Origin of the sequence: Pseudomonas brassicacearum (assembly GCF_918698105.1) — a bacterium.
Classification (GTDB): Bacteria; Pseudomonadota; Gammaproteobacteria; order Pseudomonadales; family Pseudomonadaceae; genus Aquipseudomonas; species Aquipseudomonas brassicacearum_F.
Window position 1 is genome coordinate 1 of the sequence record NZ_CAKKMI010000085.1, and the last position, 26,310, is coordinate 26,310.

The window sequence follows — 26,310 nt, forward strand, 5'->3', positions numbered from 1 at the left end:
CGCGATAGCGGTAGACCAGCCAATATCTATGTTGGCTGACACACCGCTATCGCGAGCAAGCTCGCTCCCACAGGGTTATTCATTGTTGGATAATTATTTTTCGCTGAGCGAGAACTGCGTCAGGCAGAACGTGGGAATCCCCATGTCTTCCAGGCGCTGGGTGCCGAGAAGCTCCGGCAGGTCGATGATCGCCGCGGCTTCATGGACTTTGGCGCCCATGCGGCGGATCAGGTTGGCAGCGGCGATCAGCGTGCCGCCAGTGGCGATCAGGTCATCGAACATCACCACCGAATCACCCTCGCACAAGCTATCGGCATGCACTTCAAGGAAGGCTTCGCCGTATTCGGTCTGGTAACCCTCGGCCAGTACGTCGGCCGGCAGCTTGCCTTGTTTGCGGAACAAGATCAGCGGCTTGTTCAACTGATAGGCCAGGATCGAGCCAATCAGGAAACCCCGCGCATCCATCGCGCCGATGTGAGTGAACTCGGCCTCGACATAGCGGTGGGCGAAACTGTCCATGACCAGTCGCAGGGCCGTCGGGGATTGGAACAGGGGGGTAATGTCGCGAAAGATCACGCCGGGCTTGGGGAAATCGATCACGGGGCGGATCAGGGATTTGATATCGAAGGAGTCAAAGACCATCGTGGAGGTGTCCTGGCTGAGCTGCAAACGCGGCAGTATAGCGCGGCTGGGAACATCCCTCAGCCGCGCGCGGCCATCAGCCTTCGATCGAGCCGCCGGCCAGGGCGCAGAGCTGGATCGGGTCGAGAATGTGAATTTCCTTGCCTTCGGCGGCAATCAACTCGTTCTGCTGGAAGCGAGTGAATACCCTGGACACGGTTTCCACCGCCAGGCCCAGGTAGTTGCCGATTTCGTTGCGCGACATGCTCAAGCGGAACTGGTTGGCCGAGAACCCGCGGGCGCGGAAGCGTGCCGAGAGGTTGACCAGGAACGTGGCGATCCGCTCGTCGGCGGTTTTTTTCGAAAGCAGCAGCATCATTTGCTGATCGTCACGGATCTCCCGGCTCATGACCCGCATCAACTGGCGGCGCAGTTGCGGCAGCTGTATGGCCAGCTCGTCCAGGCGATCGAAGGGAATTTCGCACACCGAGGTGGTTTCCAGCGCCTGGGCCGAGACCGGATGGGACTCGGTGTCCATGCCGGACAGGCCCACCAGTTCGCTGGGCAGGTGGAAGCCGGTGAGCTGTTCTTCGCCGCCATCGCTCAGGTTGAAGGTCTTCAAGGCGCCCGAGCGCACCGCATAGACCGAATCGAAGGTATCGCCCTGGCGAAACAGGAATTCACCTTTTTTCAACGGGCGACCGCGTTTAACGATGTCGTCCAGCGCGTCCATGTCCTCCAGGTTCAGCGAAAGTGGCAGGCAGAGGGGGGCCAGGCTGCAATCCTTGCAATGGGCCTGGTTGTGGGCGCGCAGTTTGACTGGCTCGGACATTTCTTAAATCCTTGTGGGAAATCACGCATAGGACGTAAGGGTACCCCAGAGCAGACAGTCCGGCCAGCGTGGTTTCGTCGTCAAATTGTCGCGCTCAGATGACTCGGGAGAAGCGTTGGCGATTGTGCTGCTCCAGATAGGCATCGAACACCATACACACCGATCGCACCAGCAGGCGCCCGGCGGGCAATACCCGGATGTGGGTGTCATCCAGTTCGATCAGCCCGTCTGCGGCCATGGCCTGCAATTGCGGCCACTGCGGCGCGAAGTAGCCCCGAAAATCGATGTTGAAGGTTTGCTCGATCTCGGCGAAGGGCAGGTGGAAATGACAGATCAACTGCTGGATCACCGCGCGCCGCAACCGGTCGTCGGCATTGCAGATCAGGCCGCGACTGGTCGCCAGTTGTCCGTCGGCGAGGGTGTTCTGGTAATGGTTCAGGTCACTGCTGTTCTGGCAGTACAAATCGCCGATCTGGCTGATCGCTGATACGCCAAGGCCGATCAGGTCGCAATGACCATGGGTGGTGTAGCCCTGGAAGTTGCGCTGCAAGGTGGCCTCTTCCTGGGCGATGGCCAGTTCGTCGTCGGGCAGGGCGAAGTGGTCCATGCCGACATAGCGGTAACCAGCGTCGGTCAGTTGTTCGATGGTGCCTTGCAGCATCGCCAGTTTCTGCTCCGGGGTCGGCAAGTCCTGGCTGTTGATGCGCCGCTGGGGCAGGAAGCGTTCCGGCAGGTGGGCGTAGTTGAACACCGAGAGCCGGTCCGGTTGCAGGTGGATAACTTCCTGGACGGTGCGGGCGAAGTTTTCCGGGGTCTGCTTGGGCAGGCCGTAGATCAGGTCGATGTTGATCGAACGGAACTGCAAGGTCCGGGCGGCTTCGACCACTGCGCGGGTTTCCTCGAGGCTTTGCAGGCGATTGACGGCCCGCTGCACCGCTGGATCAAGGTCTTGCAGGCCGATACTGACCCGGTTGAAACCCAGTTCGCGCAACAGGCCCATGGTTGACCAGTCGGCTTCCCTGGGGTCGATTTCGATGCCGTAGTCGCCGGAATCGTCGTCGAGCAGATTCAGGTGCTGGCGCAGCTTGGCCATCAGTTGGCGCAGTTCGTCGTGGCTGAGGAAGGTCGGGGTGCCGCCGCCAAAGTGCAACTGTTCTACGCGCTGGGTGGGGTCCAGGTGGCAGCCGATCAGTTGGATTTCCTGTTCCAGGCGTTGCAGGTAGGCGTGGGCGCGGCCGCGGTCCCTGGTGATGACTTTGTTGCAGGCGCAGTAGTAGCAAATGTTCGCGCAGAACGGTATGTGCACGTACAGCGACAGCGGCCGCAGGGCCTTGCGGCTGTCGCGCAGGGCGTGGAGCAGGTCGAAGGTGCCCACCTGGCTGCCGAACTGCGCCGCAGTGGGGTACGAGGTGTAGCGTGGTCCCGCCAGGTCGTAACGGCGGATAAGATTTGAGTCCCAACAAATGGTGTCGAGCATGCGGGCATTCCCCGGATAGACTGGCATGGGGCGAGTCTAGGGGCGCGTGGGCGTGGCTGTTTTGATTTGCGTCAACGGGGCATCGGAGTTGTCGATGCTGGCCTCATCGCGAGCAAGCTCGCTCCCACATGGAAGGTCTCCTGCAGCAAGCCTTCTGTGGGAGCGAGCTTGCTCGCGATTGGGGGCAACTCGGTCAATGCCCCATGAGCCAATGTTGATGCGGCCCCGGCAGTGTCCATACCCCGAAAATAATCACCAACAAGCCACCGGCCATGCGCACGCTGCGCTTGCGCAGCAGGGCGGTGACGCGTTCGGCGGCCAGGCCGGTGGCGAGCAGCACCGGCCAGGTGCCCAGGCCGAAGGCGAGCATCAGCAGCGCGCTGTCCAGGGCATTGCCCTGGCTGGCGGACCACAACAGGGTGCTGTAGACCAGGCCGCACGGCAGCCAGCCCCACAGCGCGCCGAGCAGCAGCGCCCGAGGCAGGCTCGACACCGGCAGCAATCGGTTGGCGACCGGCTGGATGTGCCGCCACAAGCCACGCCCCACACCTTCGATGCGCGTCAGGCCGCTCCACCAGCCCGCCAGGTACAGGCCCATGGCAATCAACAGCAAGCCGGCCAGCACCCGCATGATCATCGCTGCCGGGCTGTTGGACACGGCCCAACCGGCGAGGCCGATCAGCAGCCCGGCGGCGGCGTAGCTCAGGATCCGTCCCAGGTTGTACGCCAGCAGCAACCGAAAGCGCCGGCTGCGCTGTTCCTTGGGAATCGCGAGGGTCAGGGCGCCCATCAGGCCGCCGCACATGCCCAGGCAGTGCCCGCCACCGAGCAGGCCAAGGATGACCGCCGAAACCAACAGGGGTGCCAGGTCAAGCATGGGGCGGGGCCTTGTCGTCCGGCTTGTGGGCCTCGCCACTGGCTTCGTCCACCGCCGCCTTGTGGTTGGGGTCCTGATCGTCGAACAGAATGCTGTGGGCCGGACCGTCGAGGTCGTCGTACTGGCCGCTGTCCACGGCCCAGAAAAAAATGTACACGGCGATGGCCACGATCAGCAGCGCGGCCGGGATCATCACGTAGAGAGCTGGCATGTTGGAACTCCAGGCCCGCGCGGCTCAGGCCGGCAGCGGGCGGGTATCGGGCGTGGCGTCGAAAACCTGCGTCTTGGGCTGACGCGTCAGCCTCAGCGCATTCAACACCACGGTCAACGAACTGATGGACATGCCGACCGCCGCCCACACCGGCGTAATCCAGCCGAGGGCAGCGAACGGCAACATGAGGCCATTGTACAGCCCTGCCCACACCAGGTTCTCAATGATCACCCGGCGGGTGCGGCGGGCCAGGTTGAAGGCGTGGATCAGGGCGTCGAGGCGGTTGGACAGCAGCACCGCGTCGGCGCTGGTCTTGGCCAGGTCGGTGGCCGAGCCCATGGCGACACTGATGTCCGCCGCCGCCAGCACGGGCACGTCGTTCACCCCATCGCCGAGCATCAGTACCTTGCGACCTTGCTGGTGCAACTGTTGCAACACCGCCAGCTTGTCGTCCGGGCGCAGGCCGCCGCGGGCTTCATCGATGCCAAGCTCGGCGGCGACGCTGGCAACCATCGGCGAACTGTCACCCGACAACAGCAGCGTCCGCCAACCCCGGGCCTTGCAGGCCGCCAGCAGCGCCGGGGCATCGACGCGCAAGCGGTCGTCGAGGACGAACCAGGCCAGCGGCCCGATCTCATCGCCCAGCAACAGCCATTGCCCGGGTTCTTCCGGCATTTGCGGTACGGCGGCGCCACTCAGTTCGCAGACAAAACCGGGCTGGCCGATGCGCAGGCGCTGTTCGGCCACCAGGCCTTCCAGGCCCAACCCTGGGGTGCTTTGCACCTGTTCGGCGGCCAATGGCGCGCGGCCGAAGGCGCGGGCGATGGGGTGTTCGGAACGGTTCTCCAAGGCGGCGGCCAGTCCCAGGCACTCATCACTGTCGAGGGCCGCCAATGGCCGAATGGCGCGCAACGCCAGGCGGCCTTCGGTGAGGGTGCCGGTCTTGTCGAAAATCACCGTGTCGATCTGATTCAGGCCTTCTAGCACATGACCGCGCGTCAGCAGCAGGCCGAGCTTGTGCAAGGTGCCGGTAGCGGCGGTGAGGGCGGTCGGCGTGGCGAGGGACAACGCGCAAGGGCAGGTGGCGACCAGCATCGCCAGGACGATCCAGAACGCGCGCGAAGCGTCCAGTTGCCACCACACCAGCCCGATGACGGCAGCGGCGAGCAGGGAGAACAGCAAGAACCATTGGGCGGCGCGGTCGGCGATCTCCGCCAGTCGCGGCTTCTCGGCCTGGGCCCGTTCCAGCAGCCGCACGATGGCCGACAACCGGGTGTCTTGCCCGAGGGCCAGCACCTCGACCGTCAAGGCTCCTTCGACGTTCAGCGTGCCAGCGGTGACCGCGTCGCCCACCTGGCGAGGTTGCGGCAGGTATTCGCCGGTCAGCAGCGATTCGTCGATGCTGGACTGGCCATCGAGGATCCTGCCATCAGCCGGCAGGACCGCCCCGGGATGCACCAGCACCCGGTCACCGGTGCGCAATTCGCTGAGCAGGATGCGTTCACTCTGGCCGTTATCCTCCAGGCGCAGGCACGAGGCCGGCAACAGATTGACCAGTTGGGCGGTGGCCGCAGCCGTGCGCTCCCGGGCCCGGCGTTCCAAGTAGCGGCCGGCCAGCAGGAACAGGGCGAACATGCCAACGGCATCGAAGTACAACTCGCCGACGCCGGTAATCGACGTCCAGATCCCGGCAACGTAGGCGCTGCCGATGGCCAGGGACACCGAAACGTCCATGGTCAGGTGGCGGGTGCGCAGGTCGCGCATGGCGCCTTTGAAGAACGGCGCGCAGCTATAGAAGACGATGGGCGTGGTGAGGAACAGGGCGACCCAGCGCAGGATGGTGTGCATCTCCGGGCTCAGGTCGATGTTGAATTCCGGCCAGGTGGCCATGGTCGCCATCATCGCCTGGAACCACAACAGACCGGCCACGCCCAATTGGCGCAAGGCCAGGCGGTTTTGTGCGGCGAGTTGTTCACAGGCCTGGTCGGCCTGGTACGGGTGGGCGACGTAGCCGATCTGACGCAATTCGGCGAGCAGCGTGCTCAGCGGCAGTTGGGCGTCGGCCCAACGTACATGCAGGCGGTGATTGGACAGGTTCAATCGCGCTTCGGCCACGGCCGGCAGGCTGCGTAATTGTTTTTCAATCAACCAGCCGCAGGCGGCGCAACTGATGCCTTCCATCAACAGGGTGGTTTCGGCCAGTTCGCCTTCATGGCGCACGAATGATTGCTGGACGTCAGGGCGATCGTACAGCGCCAGTTCATCGGTCAACTGGACGGGCAGGGTTTCAGGGTTGGCCGACGCTTCGCTGCGATGCTGGTAATAACTTTCCAGGCCACCGGCCACGATAGCTTCGGCCACAGCCTGGCAGCCCGGGCAGCACAGCTCGCGGGTTTCACCGAGGACAACGGCGGTGAAGCGGCTGCCAGGGGGGACGGGCAGGGCGCAGTGGTAGCAGGGCTGTGGAGTGGTCATGGTTGTCGCTATGAAGGCCTTTGTGGCGAGGGAGCTTGCTCCCGCTCGGCTGCGAAGCAGTCGTAATCTAAGAACGCAATGTGCCTGAAAGGATCGCCGGATCAAAAAACAGGGCCGCTTCGCGACCCAGCGGGAGCGAGCTCCCTCGCCACAGAAAAGCAGCTTTATTTTTTCAGGTCTTCAGCGCCTTGCAGTGGTTCATCGCCGAGCAAGAGGTCCTGGCCGTGATTGATCTGTTCTTCTTCGAACAGGCGCCAGGTCTTGTCGTTCTCCACCCCGAGCAATTCGACAAAGCGCCGGCCTTCGATCTTGTCCGTCAACTGGCCGACGTAGCGCCCCGGTTCGCTGTCGTTGCGGGTCAGGACGACCTTGCGGTCCTTCTCCGGCTGGGTCGGCGAGATGAGGTTCAGTTCCAGGGTCTGGGGACGGCTGTTGCCGTTCAGGCGCAAGTTCACTTCACCGGTGAGCTCGTCCAGTTGCACGTTGGCCCGCAATTGCAGGGTCTGGGCCAGCAATTCGCGCTCCAGCGAGCGGTTGATGCCCTTGCCGGCTTCGTAATAGTTGTCGTTGACCAGGTTGTCCGGGTTCTTCACCGCAATGGTCACCATCGTCAGGCTCAGTGTCACCGAACAGGTCAGGATCGCGATGATGATCCACGGCCAGAGGTGCTTGTACCAAGGGCTGGTGGCGGTTGCTGCAGGCATGTTCAGTTCTCTCAACGAGTTTGTGGGCCGATGAACCGGCTCTTGGCTTCGACATGTACGCTTTCGTCATCGGCGTCCTTGAGGATGAAGGTCACCTCGTTGGTGCTCGATGGCAGTTGCTCCGGTGCGCTGGACAGCTCGACCGGCTGGCTGTAGATCTCGCCGGCCGCGACTTTGATCTCCCGGCGGCCTTGCAGCTTGAGGTCGGGCAGGCCGGCGGCTTCCAGGACGTACGTGTGGTCGCGTTGGTCTTTGTTCATGATTTTCAGGCTGTAGACGTTCTCGATCCGGCCTTCGGCGTTTTCGCGGTACAGCACGCGGTCCTTGCTGACGTCGAAACCCACCAGCGAGCGCATGAAGAACGCCGCCGCCAACAGGCTCATCATGGTCAGCAGCACCAAGGCATAACCGATCAGGCGCGGGCGCAGTTTATGGGTTTTCTGCCCCGAAAGGTTGTGTTCGGTGGTGTAGCTGATCAGGCCGCGTGGATAATCCATTTTGTCCATGATGTTGTCGCAGGCATCGATACAGGCCGCGCAGCCAATGCACTCGATCTGCAGGCCGTCGCGGATATCGATACCAGTAGGGCAGACCTGGACGCACATGGTGCAGTCGATGCAATCCCCCAGGCCCAAGGCCTTGTAGTCAACGCCCTTCTTGCGCGGGCCACGGCTTTCGCCACGACGCGGGTCGTAGGAAACGATCAAGGTGTCCTTGTCGAACATCACGCTCTGGAAGCGTGCGTAAGGGCACATGTAGATGCACACTTGCTCGCGCAGCCAGCCAGCGTTGCCGTAGGTGGCGAGGGTGAAGAAACCCACCCAGAAATACGACCAGCCATCGGCCTGGCCGGTAAAGAACTCGAACCCCAGTTCGCGGATGGGCGTGAAGTAACCGACGAACGTCATGCCGGTGACGAAGCCGATCAGCAGCCACAGGCTGTGCTTGGCGAACTTGCGCAGGAATTTGTTGGCGCTCATGGGCGCCTTGTCGAGCTTGATGCGCTGGTTGCGATCGCCTTCGGTGACTTTTTCGCACCACATGAAGATCCAGGTCCACACGCTCTGTGGGCAGGTGTAGCCACACCATACGCGTCCGGCATAGACCGTGATAAAAAACAGGCCAAAGGCGGCAATGATCAACATCCCGGAGAGCAGGATGAAGTCCTGGGGCCAGAAGGTGGCGCCGAAAATAAAGAATTTGCGCTCCGGCAGGTTCCACCAGACGGCCTGGTGGCCACCCCAGTTCAGCCAGACCGTACCGAAATACAGCAGGAACAATAGTGCGCCGCCAACCATGCGCAGGTTGCGGAACAGGCCAGTGAAGGCTCGGGTGTAGATTTTTTCCCGAGAGGCATACAGGTCGACGCTTTTGTTTGCGTCCTTGGCAGGCGGGGTGACGTCATGTACCGGAATCTGGTTGCTCATCGAATGCATCCCACGGCAGTGGAAAAGTGCCGGGGCCAGTACGTGCCGACCACGGTCAGAAAGGGTGTTGCGGTGGCGCAATGATACGCCTGTCGCTCTAGCCCAAGGGTGCGACCTTTGGTCGCGTTGGGGGTCTGCATAGAATGGTGTAGCGGATGTAACAAGTCATGATCCAGATCAATTGACTATAGCTATTTCATAACTGTCGGCGAAACGAAGGCCACCTTGTGATGGCTGCCGAATAGGCATCAGCCCACCCACGGGTTGAGCAGCGCCACGCCGCTGCTTTGAAAATCACCCACGTTGCGGGTCACCACGGTCAACCCATGGACCAGGGCGGTGGCGGCAATCAATGCATCGCATTCATTGCTGCGGTCAGGCACATGCAGGCGAGCGCAACGCAGGGCGACTGCACGGTCCACGGCCAGGATCCTGCCGGCAAAGGCTGGCATCACGTGATTATCCAGCCATGCCCGCAGGTGACTGCCTTGTGCCGGGTCCTTGCGTTCGAAGCGCAACACACCGGTTTCCAATTCCAGTACGGTGATCGCCGAGACATACAGGCTGGGAGCAGGAACGCTGCGAGCCCAGGCTTGGACGTTTTTGTCTGCCTGGGGTTTGCGCAGCTCCGAGATGACATTGGTATCGAGTAAAAACATTCAGGACAGGTCCACCGAGCGGGGAGCGATGACGGCACGCTCGGTATCGAAATCGATGTCCGGCGCGTCGGGCATGACCAGCAACTCGACAATGCTGGTGCCGATGCCGGTCAGTTTCTGGTACTCCTCAATGCTTAGCAGCACATGGGCCGGCTTGCCACGGTCGGTGATGATCACCGGCCCTTCACGGGTGGCTTTTTTGGCACCACTTGTGTCGTGGTTGAATTCACGACTGGAGATGGTGGTGATGGACATGGAAGCGTCCTCGTTGAATTTGAATGTAGGTACGTTACTACTGGGGTGGGTGGCCGGCAAGCGAAACAGATTTCCCCAGGTTTTTCGGCCAATAACAAAAAGGCCCCGCCAATCGGATTGGCGGGGCCTTTGGTGTATCAGCTACTTGTCTTACTGGGCGTCAGCGGCCGGAGCCTTTTCGCCATGAGACAGGCTGTAGACATAGGCGGCCAGCAAGTGGACCTTGTCGTTGCCTTGCAGGTCAGCCTGGGCAGGCATCTGGCCCTGGCGGCCGTAACGGATGGTCTGCTGCAATTGAGCGAAGCTCGAACCGTAGATGAAGCCGGCCGGATGCGTCAGGTCAGGTGCGCCCATGGCAGGCGTGCCCTTGCCGGCTGGGCCGTGGCAGGCCACGCAGTTGGCCGCGAACAGTTTCTGGCCGTTGGCCGGATCGGCCTTGGCGCCTTCCGGCAGTTTGCGGCCATGCAGGCTGGTCACCAGGTAGGAAGCCACGTCAGCGACGCCTTGCTCGCCAACCACGGCAGCCCAGCCCGGCATCACGGCGTGACGACCGCCCATGATGGTGGTCTTGATGGTTTCCGGCTCACCGCCCCAGCGCCAGTCGGCGTCGGTCAGGTTGGGGAAGCCATAGGCACCCTTGGCGTCGGAACCGTGGCAAACCGAGCAGTTGGAGGCAAACAGGCGGCCACCCATCTTCAGGGCTTGCGGGTCCTTGGCGACTTCTTCGATCGGCATGGAGGCGAACTTGGCGAAGATCGGACCGAACTTGGCGTCCGAGCGAGCCATTTCCTTTTCCCACTCGTGAACGCCTGTCCAACCGGTCTGGCCGTTGGCAAAGGCGGTCTGCTTTTCGTTGTCCAGGTAGTTGTAGCCGGGCAGCAGGCCTTTCCAGTTGCCCAGGCCAGGGTAGAGCACCAGGTAACCGAGGGCGAACACGATGGTGCCCACGAACAGCATGAACCACCATTTCGGCAATGGGTTGTCGTATTCCTCGATCCCGTCGAACGAGTGGCCGACGGTCTCGTCCGTCTGCTCGGCGCGCTGGCCCTTGCGGGTCGACAGCAGCAGCCAGGTCAGGGAGAAGATCGTTCCCAGGCTGAGGACTGTGACGTACAGACTCCAGAATGTAGTCATTCTTTGTTACTCCTAGAAGCTTGCTCGACGTGCTTGATGGCTTCGGGATCATCCGCGAACGGCAGCAAGGTCGCGTCGTCAAACTCCGACTTGCGCTTGGGGCTGAACACCCACAGGGCCAGACCGATGAAGGCCACCATCACGACAACGGTGCCCAGGCCACGAATCATCCCGATATCCATCTAAATCACCGTTTGCTTTTGATGATGGTGCCCAGGCCTTGCAGATAGGCCACCAGCGCGTCCATTTCAGTCTTGCCTTTGACGGCATCCTTGGCACCGGCGATGTCTTCGTCGGTGTAAGGCACGCCCAGGGTGCGCAGGACTTCCATTTTCTTGGCGGTGTCTTTGCCGTCGAGCTTGTTTTCTACGAGGAACGGGTAGGCCGGCATTTTCGACTCAGGCACCACGTTGCGCGGGTTGTACAAGTGCGCACGGTGCCAGTCGTCGGAGTAGCGGCCGCCAACGCGGGCCAGGTCCGGACCGGTACGCTTGGAACCCCACAGGAACGGGTGGTCCCAGACGCTTTCACCGGCGACCGAATAGTGGCCATAGCGTTCGGTCTCGGCGCGGAACGGACGGATCATCTGCGAGTGGCAGCCGACACAACCGTTGGCGATGTAGATGTCACGGCCTTCCAGTTCAAGGGCGGTACGTGGCTTCATGCCTTCGACCGGCTTGTTGGTCACGTCCTGGAAGAACAGCGGAACGATCTGGGTCAGGCCGCCGATGCTCACGGCAATGACCATGAAGAAGGCCAGCAGGCCGATATTCTTCTCTACTGCTTCGTGCTTCATCAGTGAGCTCCAACTACGGCGATCTTGGCGGCGGCTTCAGCTTCAGCCGGGTCAGAGGCACGAACGGTGCGGTACACGTTGTAGGCCATGAACAGCATGCCGCTGGCGAAGAACGCGCCGCCCAGGGCTCGGACGATATAGCCGGGGTGGCTGGCTTGCAGGGCTTCGACGAACGAGTAGGTCAGGGTGCCGTCGTCGTTGATTGCACGCCACATCAGGCCTTGGGTGATGCCGTTGACCCACATCGAGGCGATGTAGAGCACGGTGCCGATGGTCGCGAGCCAGAAGTGCGCGTTGATCAGGCCGGTGCTGTGCATCTGCGCACGACCGAACAGTTTCGGGATCATGTGGTAGATGGCGCCGATGGAAATCATCGCAACCCAGCCGAGTGCACCGGCGTGTACGTGGCCGATGGTCCAGTCGGTGTAGTGGCTCAGGGAGTTGACGGTCTTGATGGCCATCATCGGGCCTTCGAAGGTCGACATGCCGTAGAACGCCAGCGACACCACCAGGAACCGCAGGATCGGGTCGGTGCGCAGCTTATGCCAGGCGCCCGACAGGGTCATCATGCCGTTGATCATGCCGCCCCAGCTTGGCGCCAGCAGGATGATCGACATCGCCATGCCCAGGGACTGCGCCCAGTCTGGCAGTGCGGTGTAGTGCAGGTGGTGGGGACCGGCCCAGATGTACAGGGTGATCAGCGCCCAGAAGTGGACGATGGACAGGCGATAGGAATAGATCGGACGCTCGGCCTGTTTCGGCACGAAGTAGTACATCATCCCCAGGAAGCCCGTGGTCAGGAAGAAACCCACGGCGTTGTGGCCGTACCACCACTGGATCATCGCATCCGTCGCGCCCGAGTAGGCCGAGTACGACTTGAAGAAGCTGACCGGCAGGGAAGCGTGGTTGACGATGTGCAGCATGGCGGTCACGACGATGAAGGCACCGTAGAACCAGTTACCGACGTAGATGTGCTTGGTCTTGCGCTTGACGATGGTGCCGAAGAACACCAGACCGTAGGTCACCCAGACGATGGCCAGCAGGATAGCCAGGGGCCATTCCAGCTCAGCGTATTCCTTGGTGGTGGTGTAACCCAGTGGCAAGGTCACGATCGCACCGACGATGACCGCTTGCCAGCCCCAGAAGGTGAAGGCGGCGAGGCTGTCGGAAATCAGTCGCGTTTGGCAGGTTCGCTGCACGACGTAGTAAGAAGTGGCAAACAATGCACAACCACCGAAGGCGAAGATCACCAGGTTGGTGTGCAGCGGGCGCAGGCGTCCAAATGTCGTCCATGGCAGATCGAAGTTCAACTCCGGCCAGACCAGTTGCGAGGCGATGAAGACACCGAGCCCCATGCCAAGGATCCCCCAGACCACCGTCATGATGGCGAACTGGCGGACTACCTTATAGTTATAAGCAGTCGGACTGATTGCTGTGCTCATTCTAAGGTTCCACGGTTTGGGTGTTTTATTAGGATAAAAATCGGTCGCAAGTATGGAGAAAGCGGGGGGTCATTGCAACGCGCCATGACCTGGGTCAATGCTTTCCAAAGCTGATTCTGCGGCCTTTCCATGTTGCATGTAGGGACAAAAATGGCCCACGGCAAAATGTCGCGACGAAGGAATGAGGCGAGGGGGTCAGGTCGGTTGTAACGGGGTGTGTTCAAACACAGCGTTCGGGTGATGCCAGGCAACTGTCGCAACAGCCGGTATTCACCTGCCTTTGCGGCCTTTTTGACGAACGATTGTCGAACGCATCGGGTCGGATCGACCTGAAACCGGCAGTCGCCAGCGCACGCAAAGGCAAGCTTAGACCCGATTCCGGGGAACCGAAAGGAAGACTATGGAAGGGTGCGACAATGCGTCGCGCAGGGGCACGAAACAGCCGCATCCAGATGAATGCGGCTGTTCACGCGGTCAAGATTTATTCGCTTTTGCTTTCAGCTTGCAGGCGCTCGGCGCCGGTACCGTGAGACAGGCTGTAGACGTAAGCCGCGAGCAATTGCACTTTGTCATTGCCCAGCAACTCATTCTGCGCCGGCATGTGGCCCTGGCGACCATGGCGAATGGTCTGCTGCAACTGTGCCAGGCTGGTGCCGTAGATGTAGCCGGCCGGTTTCGTCAGGTTCGGCGCGCCCATGGCTTCGGTTCCCTGGCCATTGGCGCCGTGGCAGGCGATACAGGTGGTGCTGAAGGCCTGTTGGCCGGCTTGCAGGTCGGCACCACTGTCCGCCGGCAGGGGCAGGCCGGCCAAGTCGTGGCGTACGTACGCGGCCACGTTCTTGACCCCGGCCTCTCCCAGCACTTCACCCCAGGCCGGCATCGCCGCCATGCGACCGCCCATGATGGTGGTCTTGATGGTGTCGGCAGCGCCGCCCCAGCGCCAGTTGCTGTCGGCCAGGTTCGGGAAGCCGAAGGCACCCTTGGCGTCCGAGCCGTGGCAGACCGAGCAGTTGGAGGCGAACAGGCGGCCACCCATCTTCAAGGCCTGTGGGTCCTTGGCCACTTCTTCCACGGGCATGGCGGCGAATTTGGCGAAGATCGGCCCGAACTTGGCGTCGGCCTTGGCCATTTCCTTTTCCCATTCATGGGCGCCGGTCCAGCCATTCTCGTAGCCCGGCAGGATGCCTTTCCAGTTGCCCAGGCCCGGATAGAGGACCAGGTAGCCGACGGAAAACACCAAGGTGCCGGCAAACAACAGGAACCACCACTGCGGCAGCGGGTTGTCGTACTCCTCGATGCCGTCGAAGCTGTGGCCCATGGTCTGGTCGACGCTGCCCTTGGTCTCGCCCTTGCGAGTGCCGATCAGCAACCACGTCAGGCCGATGAGGCTGCCGATGGTCAGTACGCAGATCCACGTACTCCAGAAGGTGGTCATGGCCGGGTACTCCTTGTTGCAGGGTCTTGGGGGGGGGCGATGTCGGCAGCTGGCTCGTCGGCGAACGGCAGCAGGCGCGCTTCGGCGAACTCTGGACGACGTTTGCTGCTGAATACCCACAGGGTCAGGCCGATGAAGGCGATGAACACCACGACGGTGCCCAGGCCGCGGATCATTCCTGTACTCATTTCAAGAACCATGGCTCACCTCTTGCTCTTGATGGCAGTGCCGAGCACTTGCAGGTAGGCCACCAGCGCGTCCATTTCGGTCTTGCCCTTGAGCGAGGCCACACTGGCGCTGATGTCGTCGTCGGTGTACGGCACGCCCAGGGTGCGCATGGCGCGCAGCTTGCCTTCGGTGTGGCTGCTGTCTACCGCGTGGGTCACCAGCCACGGGTAGGCCGGCATTTTCGACTCGGGCACGACGTTGCGCGGGTTGTACAGGTGGGCGCGGTGCCAATCATCGGAGTAGCGCGCGCCGACCCGTGCCAGGTCCGGCCCGGTGCGCTTGGAGCCCCACAGGAATGGGTGGTCCCAGACGCTTTCGCCGGCGACGGAGTAGTGGCCGTAGCGCTCGGTCTCGGCGCGGAACGGACGGATCATCTGCGAGTGGCAGCCGACGCAGCCTTCACGGATATAGATGTCGCGGCCTTCCAGTTGCAGGGCGGTGTAGGGCTTCATGCCGTCCACCGGTTTATTGGTCACGTCCTGGAAGAACAGCGGCACGATCTGGGTCAGGCCGCCAATGCTCACGGCCAGGACCATCAGCAGCATCAGCAGGCCGACGTTTTTTTCAATTGTTTCGTGTTTCATGGTGGACTCCTCAGGCCATCTGCGCGGCAGCGGCGGCTTCGGCAGGCTGGTAGGCCCGCACGGTGCGCCAGGTGTTGTAGGCCATCAGCAGCATGCCGAGGAGGAAGATCGACCCGCCCGCCAGCCGCACGACGAAGCCTGGGTGGCTGGCCACCAGGGTTTCGACGAAGGAGTAGGTGAGCGTGCCGTCTTCGTTCACCGCACGCCACATCAGGCCCTGGGCGATGCCGTTGACCCACATCGAGGCGATGTAGAGCACGGTGCCGATGGTCGCGAGCCAGAAGTGCGCGTTGATCAGGCCGATGCTGTGCATCTGTGGCCGGCCGAAGACTTTCGGGATCATGTGGTACAGCGCGCCGATGGAAATCATTGCCACCCAGCCGAGCGCGCCGGCATGTACGTGGCCGATGGTCCAGTCGGTGTAGTGGGAGAGGGCGTTGACGGTCTTGATCGCCATCATCGGACCTTCGAAGGTCGACATGCCGTAGAACGCCAGGGAGACCACCAAAAACCGCAGGATCGGGTCGCTGCGCAGCTTATGCCAGGCCCCCGACAGGGTCATCATGCCGTTGATCATGCCGCCCCAGCTGGGCGCCAGCAGGATCAGCGACATCACCATGCCCAGCGACTGTGCCCAGTCCGGCAGCGCGGTGTAGTGCAAGTGGTGAGGGCCGGCCCAGATGTACAGGGTGATCAGCGCCCAGAAGTGCACGATGGACAAGCGATAGGAGTACACCGGGCGTTCGGCCTGCTTCGGCACGAAGTAGTACATCATCCCCAGGAAGCCTGCGGTGAGGAAGAAGCCCACGGCGTTGTGGCCGTACCACCATTGCACCATCGCATCCGTGGCCCCGGCGTACACCGAGTAGGACTTGGTGAAGCTCACCGGCAGTTCCAGGTTGTTGACGATGTGCAGGATCGCCACGGTCAGGATGAAGCCGCCGAAGAACCAGTTACCGACGTAGATGTGCTTGGTGTTGCGCTTGGCCACGGTGCCGAAGAACACGATGGCGTAGGCCACCCAGACGATGGTGATCAGAATATCGATCGGCCATTCCAGCTCGGCGTATTCCTTGGAACTGGTGTAGCCCAGTGGCAGGCTGATGGCCGCCAGCAGGATCACCAGTTGCCAACCCCAGAAGCAGAACGCGGCGATTTTCGGCGCGAACAGCTGCGTCTGGCAGGTGCGTTGCACCGAATAGAACGAACTGGCGAACAGGGCGCAACCGCCGAAAGCGAAGATCACTGCGTTGGTGTGCAGTGGGCGCAGGCGGCCGAAGCTGGTCCATGGCAAATCGAAGTTGAGTTGTGGCCAGACCAATTGGGCGGCGAGAAAAACCCCGAGCCCCATGCCGACGATGCCCCATACCACCGTCATAATGGCGAATTGGCGGACCACCTTGTAGTTGTAGGCGGTACTGATAGAAGTGTTCATGGTTCCCCATCCACGGTTCAGCCGAAGTGAGCGCCTGCGCAAGGCAGTGCGGCGTTCTTCGCCTGGAGTTATAGGCAGACTAAAAGCGAGGTCAGCATGGACAAACAGCACAAGGCCAGTATTGACGAGGATCAATGGGCGCGATGTGTGGCCGAACATGGCTGGTTATGGACTGCCGGGCAATCGGTTGCCAGCGCCAAGGCGCCCACCCTGATCCTGGCCCATGGCGCCGGTGCGCCAATGGACAGTGGTTTTATGGAGGAAATGGCCGCGCGCCTTGCCGCGCATGGTGTCAACGTGTTGCGTTTCGAGTTTCCCTACATGGCCCAGCGGCGCCTGGATGGGGGCAAGCGGCCACCCAACCCGGCACCTAAGCTGCTGGAATGCTGGCGTGAGGTGTACGCCACGGTGCGGCCTTATGTCGCTGGGCGGCTGGCCATTGGCGGCAAGTCCATGGGCGGGCGCATGGCGAGCTTGCTGGCCGATGAGTTGGGCGCCGATGCGCTGGTGTGCCTGGGGTATCCCTTCTATGCGGTGGGCAAGCCGGAGAAACCACGGGTCGAGCACCTGGCGGCGTTGAAAACCCGGACCTTGATCGTCCAAGGCGAGCGCGATGCGCTGGGCAATCGGGAGGCGGTGCAGGGCTACACCTTGTCACCGAGCATCGAGGTGATGTGGTTGGTGGCGGGGGATCATGACCTCAAGCCGCTGAAGGCTTCGGGGTTCAGTCATGAGCAGCATTTGGAGACGGCGGCGCAGGGAGTGGCCGGGTTTCTGTCGCGAGATTGATGCTGCTTGCCATGGCCTCATCGCGAGCAGGCTCGCTCCCACAATTGAAATGCATTTCAATGAGTTACCTAGAGCCCCTGTGGGAGCGAGCCTGCTCGCGAAAGCGATCTTTCAGGCAGTAAAAAACCCGGAAGCTTTCGCTGTCCGGGTTTTCAGTTTGGCCAATTGAAGTCAGCGGTTAAACCGCTCCACCAACGAATACTGCGTGTTGGCTGTGCGGGTCAGCTCTTCGCTCAGCAGCGCCGAGCTGTGGGCCTGGCCCGAGGTCTGGTCGGCCAGTTCCGAGATATTGCTGATGTTGCGGCTGATCTCTTCGGCCACCGAGCTTTGTTCCTCGGTGGCGGCGGCGATCTGGGTGGTCATGTCGGTGATGTGGGCCACTGCTTCGCTGATCCCCACCAGCGCCTCATCCGCTTCCATGACACGTGCCACGCCTTCTTCGGCCTGGCGATGACCAGCGTCCATGGTCTGCACGGCGTTGGTGGCAGTCTGCTGGAGCTTGGCGATCAGGGCGTGGATCTGCCCGGTGGATTCGCTGGTGCGTTGTGCCAGTTGCCGCACTTCGTCAGCCACCACGGCAAAGCCACGGCCCATCTCCCCGGCGCGGGCCGCTTCGATGGCGGCGTTGAGGGCTAGCAGGTTGGTCTGGTCGGCGATGCCTTTGATCACGTCGACCACGCCACCGATCTCGTCGCTGTCCTTGGCCAGTTGGGTCACGGTCTGCCCGGTCTCGCCGACCACCACCGACAGGCGCTCGATAGCTTCGCGGGTTTCGCCGGCGATGTCGCGGCCGCGGCTGGTCAGGCGATTGGCTTCCTGGGTGGCATCGGCGGTGCGTTGCACGTGGCTGGCGACTTCCTGGGTCGTTGCCGCCATCTGGTTGACGGCCGTGGCGACCTGTTCGGTTTCCACCCGCTGGCGCTCCAGGCCGCTGGAACTGTTATGGGCCAGGGTGTTGGACTGGCGAGCCTGGTCGTTAAGGTGCTCGGCGGTGTCCTGCAGGCGGGTGAGGCAGGTTTTCAGGCGCGCTTGCTGGCTGAGGATCGACATCTCCAGGCGAGCCTGGACGCCGCGGCTGTCGGTGTACATCCGTGCGATCAGCGGGTCGGACGTGGTTTGCTCGGCCAGGCGCAGCAGGCGCTTGATCCCGCGTTGTTGCCATTGCAGGCCCATCAGCCCCAAGGGCACCGACAGCACGGCCGCCAGGGCAAAGCCCCAGGAGGAGTCCAGGAAAGCGCCGACGATGAAACTCAATTGGCTGACCAGGATAAACGGTAGCCAGTCCTGCAGTATCGGTACCCATTTGTCGCTGACCGGAACCGCGGACTTGCCTTGGTTGATGCGTTGATAAAGCGCTTCGGCCCGGGCGATCTGCTCGGCGGAGGGCTTGACCCGCACCGATTCGTAGCCGACCACCTGATTGCCCTCGAACACGGGCGTGACATAGGCGTTGACCCAGTAATGGTCGCCGTTCTTGCTGCGATTCTTGACGATGCCCATCCATGGCAAGCCTTGTTTCAGCGTACCCCACATGTGTGCGAACACCGCGGATGGGACGTCGGGATGGCGCACGAGATTGTGCGGCGAACGAATCAGTTCTTCCTTCGAATACCCGCTGATCTCAACGAACGCGTCGTTGCAGTAGGTGATCACGCCCTTGGCGTCGGTGGTCGAAATCAATCGTTGCTGGGCCGGGAAGGTCCTTTCGCGTTGTGTGACGGGTTGGTTGTTACGCATGGTGTGTAGATCCGCAAGGCTTGAAAGGCTATGAAAGGTTGTCGGCGGTGTCAGGTTTAAATTGAAGTTATTTTTGCCTGTCGCTATCACGCCAGCATCGGGTAGGTAAATAGGGCGAAATGAAGCAGATTGAGGAGAAAATGCGTGGCAATCGCCGCGCCCAGGCCGCCAAAACGATACGCCACGCCATAGCCGACCCCCGCCAGGCCCGACAGCAGCACCCATTGCCAACCTGCGCCGGCATGTACCAGTCCAAACAGCAACGAGGTCAGGAGCAGCGCCAGGTTGTCGCCGTAATTCAGGTGTTTGAAGCGCTGGCTCAAGCCCCCCTGAATGTAGCCACGAAACAGCGCTTCCTCCACGAGCGTCACCAATAAAAGATTATTGAGCACCCACAACCAGGCGTGATCCGGCCATTTGGGTGCCCAATGGATCATCCCCAGCAGCATCGCCCCGCCGAGGGCCAGCACCGCGCTCAGCGCCAGGCCCAGGGCCGTGGCCTGGATCGACAGGCGAAATGAGCGCCGGCTGACGATCCAAGGGCAGGCCAGCAGCAGCCAGAATCCGATCAGCGGCTTGTCCTGGTTCAGGTACATGGCAAAGGGCGCGGCATCGTCGGTCAAGCGTTGCGCCGGGATTACCCGTCCGTTGAAGAAGCCGGGCATCCAATGCAGGGCCAGTGCCAGGGCCATGACCAGGAACAAGGCATGCCCGAGAAACTGGCCCACCGGCGTTTGCTGTTGGCGAACTGCATATCCGGCGAACAACAGCAGCGCGACCGAGATGACCGCCGTCCAGGCTAAATGGCCGTAGGCCAGCGCCAGACAGTAGCCAGTGGAAAGAAGGGCCAGGTGAAGCCAGGGTAAAGCGGGCATACAACATCCTTTTAGCTGGCGTGCTCTGGGCGAGAGCGGACGTCGGGTCTTCGACGCCACCGTGTCGCGCAAAAAGCACATGTGCGTCCATGCAGGTTCATGAGCAGGAGGGGAAGCAGTTGGCAGACTCTGTTCCGTGAGCGCCGACGGGATTATAGGCAGGCTGATGTAAAAACATCGCCTGTTAAGACGCTAGAACCTGTGGGAGCGAGCTTGCTCGCGATAAGGGCTTGTCAGTCAACATCGATATGGCTGATCGAGCGCTATCGCGAGCAAGCTCGCTCCCACGGGGGGCTTATCTTTAACCGGCAATCAATTGCCGCAACACGTAGTGAAGGATCCCGCCGGCCTTGAAATATTCCACTTCATTCAAGGTATCGATCCGGCACAGCACTTCGATTCGCTCCTGGCTGCCGTCCTCGCGGGTAATGACCAGGGGCAGGTTCATGCGCGGCGTCAGTTCGACGTCATTGAGCCCGTGGATGTCCAGGGTTTCCTTGCCCGTGAGGTTCAGGCTCTTGCGGTTCTGGTCGAGCTTGAACTGCAACGGCAGTACGCCCATGCCCACCAGGTTGGAGCGATGGATGCGCTCGAAGCTTTCGGCGATCACCGCCTTGACCCCCAGCAGGTTCGTGCCCTTGGCGGCCCAGTCGCGGCTCGACCCTGTGCCATATTCCTGGCCGGCGATCACCACCAGTGGCGTGCCCGTGGCCTGGTACCGCATGGCGGCGTCGTAGATCGGCATTCGTTCGCCGCTGGGAATGTAGATCGTGTTGCCGCCTTCCTCGCCGTCGAGCATTTCGTTGCGAATGCGGATATTGGCGAAGGTGCCGCGCATCATCACCTGGTGGTTGCCGCGCCTGGAGCCGTAGGAGTTGAAGTCTCGCGGCTCCACGCCCTGTTCGCGCAGGTAGCGACCGGCCGGGCTGTCCGCCTTGATGTTGCCGGCCGGGGAGATGTGGTCGGTGGTCACCGAGTCTCCCAGCAGGGCCAGGATCCGGGCGCTTTCGACGTTCCTGACGGCTGGGGGCGGCCCGCCGATGTCGTCGAAGAACGGCGGGTGCTGGATGTAGGTCGAGTCGTCCTGCCAGACGTAAGTCGCCGCCTGCGGCACTTCGATGGCCTGCCATTGCTCGTCTCCGGCAAACACGGCGGCGTATTCCTTGTGAAACATGCTGGTGTTGACCTGGGCCACGGCGGCAGCCACTTCCTGGCTGCTGGGCCAGATGTCCCGCAGATACACCGGCCTGCCGTCCCGGTCGTTGCCCAGCGGCTCGCTGCTGATGTCGATGCGCACCGTGCCGGCCAGGGCATAGGCGACCACCAGCGGCGGCGAGGCCAGCCAGTTGGTCTTCACCAGTGGGTGCACCCGGCCTTCGAAGTTGCGGTTGCCCGACAATACCGAGGCCACGGTCAGGTCGGCTTTCTGGATGGCTTTTTCGATGGGTTCCGGCAACGGCCCGGAGTTGCCGATGCAGGTGGTGCAGCCATAGCCCACCAAGTCGAAACCGAGTTTATCCAGGTACTCGGTCAGGCCGGCGGCGTTGTAGTAATCGGTGACGACCTTGGAGCCCGGCGCCAAGGAGCTCTTGACCCAAGGCTTGCGGGTCAGGCCTTTCTCTACGGCTTTTTTCGCCAGCAGCCCGGCGGCCATCATCACGCTGGGGTTGGAGGTGTTGGTGCACGAGGTGATCGCGGCAATCACCACCGCGCCGTTTTTCAGGCGATGGGTGTGGCCGTCGAATTCGTATTCGGCTTCGCCCACCTGATCGGCATTGCCCACCGCGACGCCACCGCCACCTTCACTTTCCAGGCGACCTTCTTCTTTGCTGGTGGGTTTGACCTGCAACCCCAGGAAGTCGCTGAAAGCCTGGCCGACATTCGGCAGCGAAACCCGGTCCTGCGGGCGTTTCGGCCCGGCGAGGCTGGCTTCGACGCTGCCCATGTCCAGCTCCAGGGTGTCGGTGAACACCGGTTCCTGGCCGGGCAGGCGCCACAGGCCCTGGGCCTTGCAATAGGCCTCCACCAGTTTCACCGTTTCCGCTGGACGTCCCGACAGGCGCAAGTAGTCCAGGGTTACGTCGTCCACGGGGAAGAAACCGCAGGTGGCGCCGTATTCCGGGGCCATGTTGGCGATGGTGGCGCGGTCGGCCAGGGGCAGGTCGGCAAGGCCGTCGCCATAGAACTCGACGAATTTGCCCACCACGCCTTTCTTGCGCAGCATTTGCGTGACCGTCAGCACCAGGTCAGTGGCGGTGATGCCTTCGCGCAGCTTACCGATGAGTTTGAAGCCGATGACCTCGGGAATCAGCATCGACACCGGTTGGCCGAGCATGGCCGCTTCCGCCTCGATCCCGCCGACGCCCCAGCCCAGCACGCCGAGGCCATTGATCATGGTGGTGTGCGAATCGGTGCCCACCAGGGTGTCCGGAAACGCATAGGTGCGGCCGTCTTCCTCTTTGGTCCACACGGTACGGCCCAGGTATTCGAGGTTGACCTGATGGCAGATGCCAGTGCCCGGCGGCACCACGCTGAAGTTGTCGAAAGCGCTCTGGCCCCAGCGCAGGAAGGCGTAGCGTTCGCCGTTGCGTTGCATTTCGATGTCGACGTTCTGCTCGAACGCCTGGCTGCTGGCGAATTTGTCCACCATCACCGAGTGGTCGATCACCAGGTCCACCGGCGACAGCGGGTTGATCCGCTGGGGATCGCCGCCGGCCTTTTCCACGGCGGCGCGCATGGCGGCCAGGTCGACCACGGCGGGGACGCCGGTGAAATCCTGCATCAACACCCGGGCGGGGCGGTATTGAATCTCGCGGTCGGAGCGGCGTTCCTTGAGCCAACCGGCCAGGGCCTTGAGGTCGGTGCCGGTGACGGTTTTTTCATCTTCCCAACGCAACAGGTTTTCCAGCAGTACCTTCAACGACATGGGCAGTTTGTCCAGGTCGCCCAGGCTTCGGGCGGCATCCGGCAGGCTGAAGTAGTGGTAGGTCCTGGCGTCGACTTGCAGTGTTTTAAGGGTTTTCAGGCTATCGAGGGACGGCATTGAAATCACTCCTTTGAGTCCGCACGGCTACGGACTGACGGAACGGACAGAGCCTTTAACCTAGCCCTGTTTTGAGCGTATGACTAATCACTGGACTCCATGGGCAGGTTCGGGGTTCCGAAGTCCGCTATCATGCGGCGGTTTTCGTGACAGGCTTTGCTACGGAGTTTCAATGAATACGCTTTTCATGCACTGCCGCCCGGGTTTCGAAGGCGAGGTCTGTTCCGAGATCGCCGAACACGCGGCCCGGCTCAACGTGGCCGGCTATGCCAAGGCCAAACCGGCCAGTGCCTGTGCTGAGTTTGTCTGCACCGAAGACGACGGCGCCGAGCGGCTGATGGGTGGCCAGCGTTTCGCCGAACTGATTTTTCCGCGCCAGTGGGCGCGCGGTACGTTCATCGAGTTGCCGGAAACCGATCGCATCAGCGTCATCCTGGCCCACATGGCCGCTTTCCCGACCTGTGGCAGCCTGTGGCTGGAAGTGGTGGACACCAACGACGGCAAGGAACTGTCGAACTTCTGCAAAAAATTCGAAGGCCCCTTGCGCAAGGCGCTGATGGGCGCCGGCAAGCTGGTGGACGACCCGCGCAAGCCGCGCCTGCTGCTGACCTTCAAGAGTGGCCGCGAAGTGTTCCTGGGCCTGGCCGAATCCGATAACTCGGCCATGTGGCCGATGGGCATTCCCCGCCTGAAGTTTCCCCGGGAAGCGCCGAGTCGTTCCACCCTCAAGCTTGAAGAGGCCTGGCACCATTTCATCCCCCGGGACCAGTGGGACGAGCGCCTGCACAGCGACATGACCGGCGTAGACCTCGGCGCCGCGCCGGGCGGCTGGACCTGGCAACTGGTCAACCGGGGCATGCTGGTGACCGCTATCGACAATGGCCCGATGGCCGAAAGCCTGATGGACACCGGCCTGGTGCAGCATTTGATGGCAGACGGTTTCACGTTCAAGCCCAAGCAGCCGGTGGACTGGATGGTCTGCGACATCGTCGAGAAACCCGCGCGCAACGCGGCGATGCTGGAAGAGTGGATTGGCGAAGGGCATTGTCGTGAGGCGGTGGTCAACCTCAAGCTGCCGATGAAACAACGTTATGCCGAGGTCAAGCGTCTGCTTGAACGCATCGCCGAGGGTTTCAAGGCCCGGGGCATCAAGGTCGAGATCGGTTGCAAGCAGCTGTACCACGATCGCGAGGAAGTGACGTGCCATCTGCGGCGGTTGGATACCAAGAAGCCGAAGTCCCGCTGAAGCATGTAGCGAGCTTTTGTGGCGAGGGAGCTTGCTCCCGCTGGGTTGCGAAGCAACCCCAAGGCCTTGTTGGGCTCCAAAGAGCGACGACTGCTTCGCAGCCGAGCGGGAGCAAGCTCCCTCGCCACAGGGGTGATGCACCTCTGTTAAGCGCGCCGACATTGCGCGACAATGCCGGCCAGTTTCAGGAGTAGAACATGAGTGAAATGAACGACACGCCGGTCGACGGCACGCTGGATGCCACGGGTCTCAATTGCCCGGAACCGGTGATGATGCTGCACCAGCACATCCGCGACCTGGTCCCGGGTGGGCTGCTGAAAGTGATCGCCACCGACCCCTCGACTCGCCGCGACATCCCCAAGTTTTGCGTGTTCCTGGACCACGAACTGGTGGCCCAGCAGGAGGAAGCGGGCACTTACTTCTACTGGATCCGCAAGAAACTCGCTTAACCCGTGGCGCGGCTGAAGCGGATCTGCTTGCGCGCGCTGCGTGCCAGGCGGATCGACAGCATCAGCGCCGCGCAGCTCAAGCCTACGATCAAGCCTTGCCACAACCCGCTCGGGCCGCTGGCGGCGCCGAGCAGGTCGGTCAGGCCCAGGGCGTAACCCACCGGCAGGCCGATGCCCCAATAGGCGAACAGGGTCAGGATCATCGTCACCCGGGTGTCTTGGAAACCGCGCAACGCGCCTGCCGCCGTGACCTGGATCGCATCGGAAAACTGGAACAGCGCCGCGTAGACGATCAGCATCGAAGCCACGTCGATCACCACCGGATCGGCGGTATAGATCGCCGCGATAGGCCCGCGCAGTGCGAACATCAGACTCGCCGACAGGCAGGCGTACGCCAAGGCCGTGCCCATGCCCACCCCAGCAGCGAAGCGCGCTTCGCGGGGCTGACGACGGCCCAGGGCCTGGCCGACTCGCACCGTGACGGCCATGCCCAGGGAGTAGGGGATCATGAACACCAGGGAGCTGAAGTTCAGCGCGATCTGGTGCCCGGCCACCACCGTGGCGCCGAGGCTGCCGATCAGCAGCGCGATCACCGCGAAAATACTCGACTCGGCGAACACCGCAATGCCAATCGGCAAGCCGATGCCCAGCAGACGCTTGATGACCGCCCATTGCGGCCAGTCGAAACGGCTGAACAACCGGCTTGACTGATAGGCCGGTGCCCAGCGGGCCCAACCGGCCATGCCCAGGGCCATGACCCACATCACGATGGCCGTGGCCCAGCCGCAACCGACGCCGCCCATGGCGGGCACGCCCAGGTGCCCATAGATGAAGATGTAATTGAGCGGAATGTTCAGCGCCAGCCCGCACAGCCCCAGCACCATCGCCGGCCGCGTACGTCCCAGGCCGTCGCTGAAGCAGCGCAGTACGTGATACAGCGCCACGGCCGGCAGGCCGGTGCCGATGCCACGCAGGTATTCCATGCACGGGCCGATCAGTTCAGGGTCGACATTCATGATGTGCAGGATCGGTTCGGCGCTGAACAGCGCCAGCGTCGCGATCAAGCCCACCACCAATGCCAACCACAGCGCCTGGCGCACCAGCGGCCCGATTTCGTCGAACGTACCGGCACCGAAGCGTTGGGCAACTTTCGGCGTGGTTGCCAGCAACGTACCGGTCATCAACAGGAACACCGGCACCCAGATCGAGTTGCCCAGGGCCACGGCCGCCAGGTCCCGCGGACCAACCCGACCGGCCATCACCGCATCGACAAACCCCATGGCGGTGGTTGCCAGTTGCGCCACCATGATCGGCAGGGCCAAGGCCATCAAGGTCCTGAGTTCCAGGCGAACCCGGGCCGGGCGGGAGAGGGTGGTGGGGGGATCGATGACAGGGTTCACAGGGAAAGCGTCCGAAAAGGTTAAGCGCAAGGCGGCGAATTCTACGCCTTGACGCAGTGGTCAGGAAAAAACCTGTGTTGTGGATTTGTAATCGTCAACGTCTGCCTGGGTAGTTTCTGTGGCGAGGGAGCTTGCTCCCGCTGGACTGCGAAGCAGGCCCAAAAAGCTGGCGGCTGCTT

The 26,310-nt window shown here is 62.2% G+C and carries 25 protein-coding genes; 3 read left to right on the forward strand and 22 right to left on the reverse strand.

Going from position 1 to position 26,310, the window contains the following annotated elements; genetic code table 11:
- Positions 1-93 precede the first annotated feature (93 nt).
- The 18 genes from LQ215_RS24790 to ccoN (LQ215_RS24875) all read right to left on the reverse strand — a co-directional run bounded on the left by LQ215_RS24790 (position 94) and on the right by ccoN (LQ215_RS24875) (position 16,592).
- Positions 94-642 (reverse strand): adenine phosphoribosyltransferase, encoded by a 549-nt coding sequence (locus tag LQ215_RS24790; RefSeq protein WP_058544610.1) that lies wholly within the window; start codon positions 640-642, stop codon positions 94-96.
- A gap of 76 nt (positions 643-718) precedes the next feature.
- Positions 719-1,453 carry a fumarate/nitrate reduction transcriptional regulator Fnr gene (gene fnr, locus LQ215_RS24795; protein WP_003199588.1) on the reverse strand — a complete coding sequence of 245 codons (735 nt, stop codon included), beginning with the start codon at positions 1,451-1,453 and terminating at the stop codon, positions 719-721.
- 94 nt (positions 1,454-1,547) lie between these two features.
- Positions 1,548-2,930, reverse strand: a complete 1,383-nt coding sequence (hemN, locus tag LQ215_RS24800; protein WP_230153015.1) for an oxygen-independent coproporphyrinogen III oxidase — start codon at positions 2,928-2,930, stop codon at positions 1,548-1,550.
- A 193-nt stretch (positions 2,931-3,123) separates the two neighbouring features.
- Entirely contained in the window at positions 3,124-3,807 is a 684-nt protein-coding gene (locus LQ215_RS24805) for a sulfite exporter TauE/SafE family protein (RefSeq protein ID WP_230153017.1), read from the reverse strand.
- Complete coding sequence (ccoS, locus tag LQ215_RS24810; protein WP_018608616.1) at positions 3,800-4,018, reverse strand: cbb3-type cytochrome oxidase assembly protein CcoS; 219 nt, start codon at positions 4,016-4,018, stop codon at positions 3,800-3,802. Before ccoS ends, LQ215_RS24805 begins: the two co-directional genes overlap by 8 nt.
- 24 nt (positions 4,019-4,042) lie before the next feature.
- Positions 4,043-6,493 (reverse strand): heavy metal translocating P-type ATPase, encoded by a 2,451-nt coding sequence (locus LQ215_RS24815; protein WP_230153019.1) that lies wholly within the window; start codon positions 6,491-6,493, stop codon positions 4,043-4,045.
- Between the two features lie 164 nt (positions 6,494-6,657).
- Positions 6,658-7,197: a FixH family protein gene (locus tag LQ215_RS24820; RefSeq protein WP_230153020.1), complete on the reverse strand. Its 540-nt coding sequence runs from the start codon at positions 7,195-7,197 to the stop codon at positions 6,658-6,660.
- A gap of 11 nt (positions 7,198-7,208) precedes the next feature.
- Complete coding sequence (ccoG, locus tag LQ215_RS24825) at positions 7,209-8,624, reverse strand: cytochrome c oxidase accessory protein CcoG (RefSeq protein ID WP_230153021.1); 1,416 nt, start codon at positions 8,622-8,624, stop codon at positions 7,209-7,211.
- A gap of 248 nt (positions 8,625-8,872) precedes the next feature.
- Positions 8,873-9,283, reverse strand: a complete 411-nt coding sequence (locus LQ215_RS24830) for a type II toxin-antitoxin system VapC family toxin (RefSeq protein WP_230153022.1) — start codon at positions 9,281-9,283, stop codon at positions 8,873-8,875.
- Positions 9,284-9,538, reverse strand: a complete 255-nt coding sequence (locus LQ215_RS24835; protein ID WP_024618410.1) for a type II toxin-antitoxin system Phd/YefM family antitoxin — start codon at positions 9,536-9,538, stop codon at positions 9,284-9,286.
- 150 nt (positions 9,539-9,688) lie between these two features.
- On the reverse strand, positions 9,689-10,672 hold the full coding sequence (gene ccoP / locus LQ215_RS24840) for a cytochrome-c oxidase, cbb3-type subunit III (RefSeq protein ID WP_230153023.1): 984 nt from the start codon (positions 10,670-10,672) through the stop codon (positions 9,689-9,691).
- The gene (locus LQ215_RS24845; RefSeq protein ID WP_003183474.1) at positions 10,669-10,854 is read right to left on the reverse strand and encodes a CcoQ/FixQ family Cbb3-type cytochrome c oxidase assembly chaperone; all 186 of its coding nucleotides are present in this window, start codon (positions 10,852-10,854) and stop codon (positions 10,669-10,671) included. The genes ccoP (LQ215_RS24840) and LQ215_RS24845 overlap by 4 nt, the downstream gene beginning before the upstream one ends.
- A 5-nt stretch (positions 10,855-10,859) precedes the next feature.
- Positions 10,860-11,468 (reverse strand): cytochrome-c oxidase, cbb3-type subunit II, encoded by a 609-nt coding sequence (ccoO, locus tag LQ215_RS24850; protein WP_003199605.1) that lies wholly within the window; start codon positions 11,466-11,468, stop codon positions 10,860-10,862.
- Complete coding sequence (gene ccoN, locus LQ215_RS24855) at positions 11,468-12,910, reverse strand: cytochrome-c oxidase, cbb3-type subunit I (protein WP_003199607.1); 1,443 nt, start codon at positions 12,908-12,910, stop codon at positions 11,468-11,470. Before ccoN (LQ215_RS24855) ends, ccoO (LQ215_RS24850) begins: the two co-directional genes overlap by 1 nt.
- Positions 12,911-13,391: 481 nt before the next feature.
- Positions 13,392-14,345 (reverse strand): cytochrome-c oxidase, cbb3-type subunit III, encoded by a 954-nt coding sequence (ccoP, locus tag LQ215_RS24860; protein ID WP_230153024.1) that lies wholly within the window; start codon positions 14,343-14,345, stop codon positions 13,392-13,394.
- Positions 14,342-14,545 carry a cbb3-type cytochrome oxidase subunit 3 gene (locus LQ215_RS24865; protein WP_092223077.1) on the reverse strand — a complete coding sequence of 68 codons (204 nt, stop codon included), beginning with the start codon at positions 14,543-14,545 and terminating at the stop codon, positions 14,342-14,344. The genes ccoP (LQ215_RS24860) and LQ215_RS24865 overlap by 4 nt, the downstream gene beginning before the upstream one ends.
- A 3-nt stretch (positions 14,546-14,548) precedes the next feature.
- Positions 14,549-15,157 (reverse strand): cytochrome-c oxidase, cbb3-type subunit II, encoded by a 609-nt coding sequence (gene ccoO / locus LQ215_RS24870; RefSeq protein WP_230153025.1) that lies wholly within the window; start codon positions 15,155-15,157, stop codon positions 14,549-14,551.
- Between the two features lie 10 nt (positions 15,158-15,167).
- Complete coding sequence (gene ccoN, locus LQ215_RS24875; protein WP_003199614.1) at positions 15,168-16,592, reverse strand: cytochrome-c oxidase, cbb3-type subunit I; 1,425 nt, start codon at positions 16,590-16,592, stop codon at positions 15,168-15,170.
- A 96-nt stretch (positions 16,593-16,688) separates the two neighbouring features.
- On the opposite strand from ccoN (LQ215_RS24875), the gene LQ215_RS24880 reads away from it, so the two are divergent.
- Positions 16,689-17,381 carry an alpha/beta family hydrolase gene (locus tag LQ215_RS24880; RefSeq protein ID WP_230153026.1) on the forward strand — a complete coding sequence of 231 codons (693 nt, stop codon included), beginning with the start codon at positions 16,689-16,691 and terminating at the stop codon, positions 17,379-17,381.
- Between the two features lie 171 nt (positions 17,382-17,552).
- Here the strand turns inward: LQ215_RS24880 and LQ215_RS24885 are convergent, their stop codons facing one another.
- The 3 genes from LQ215_RS24885 to acnA form a co-directional block, all read right to left on the reverse strand.
- Positions 17,553-19,118 (reverse strand): methyl-accepting chemotaxis protein, encoded by a 1,566-nt coding sequence (locus tag LQ215_RS24885; RefSeq protein WP_230153028.1) that lies wholly within the window; start codon positions 19,116-19,118, stop codon positions 17,553-17,555.
- 86 nt (positions 19,119-19,204) lie between these two features.
- Positions 19,205-19,993 (reverse strand): CPBP family intramembrane glutamic endopeptidase, encoded by a 789-nt coding sequence (locus tag LQ215_RS24890; RefSeq protein WP_230153030.1) that lies wholly within the window; start codon positions 19,991-19,993, stop codon positions 19,205-19,207.
- Between the two features lie 301 nt (positions 19,994-20,294).
- Positions 20,295-23,036 (reverse strand): aconitate hydratase AcnA, encoded by a 2,742-nt coding sequence (gene acnA, locus LQ215_RS24895; protein WP_230153032.1) that lies wholly within the window; start codon positions 23,034-23,036, stop codon positions 20,295-20,297.
- Positions 23,037-23,208: 172 nt separating this feature from the next.
- On the opposite strand from acnA, the gene rlmM reads away from it, so the two are divergent.
- Together rlmM and tusA are read left to right on the forward strand one after the other, a co-directional pair.
- Positions 23,209-24,282, forward strand: a complete 1,074-nt coding sequence (gene rlmM / locus LQ215_RS24900) for a 23S rRNA (cytidine(2498)-2'-O)-methyltransferase RlmM (protein ID WP_230153033.1) — start codon at positions 23,209-23,211, stop codon at positions 24,280-24,282.
- Positions 24,283-24,479: 197 nt separating this feature from the next.
- Entirely contained in the window at positions 24,480-24,731 is a 252-nt protein-coding gene (gene tusA, locus LQ215_RS24905) for a sulfurtransferase TusA (protein WP_116642832.1), read from the forward strand.
- On the opposite strand, the gene LQ215_RS24910 is transcribed toward tusA, so the two are convergent.
- Positions 24,728-26,131, reverse strand: a complete 1,404-nt coding sequence (locus LQ215_RS24910) for an MATE family efflux transporter (RefSeq protein WP_230153034.1) — start codon at positions 26,129-26,131, stop codon at positions 24,728-24,730. The genes tusA and LQ215_RS24910 overlap by 4 nt on opposite strands.
- Positions 26,132-26,310 lie beyond the last annotated feature (179 nt).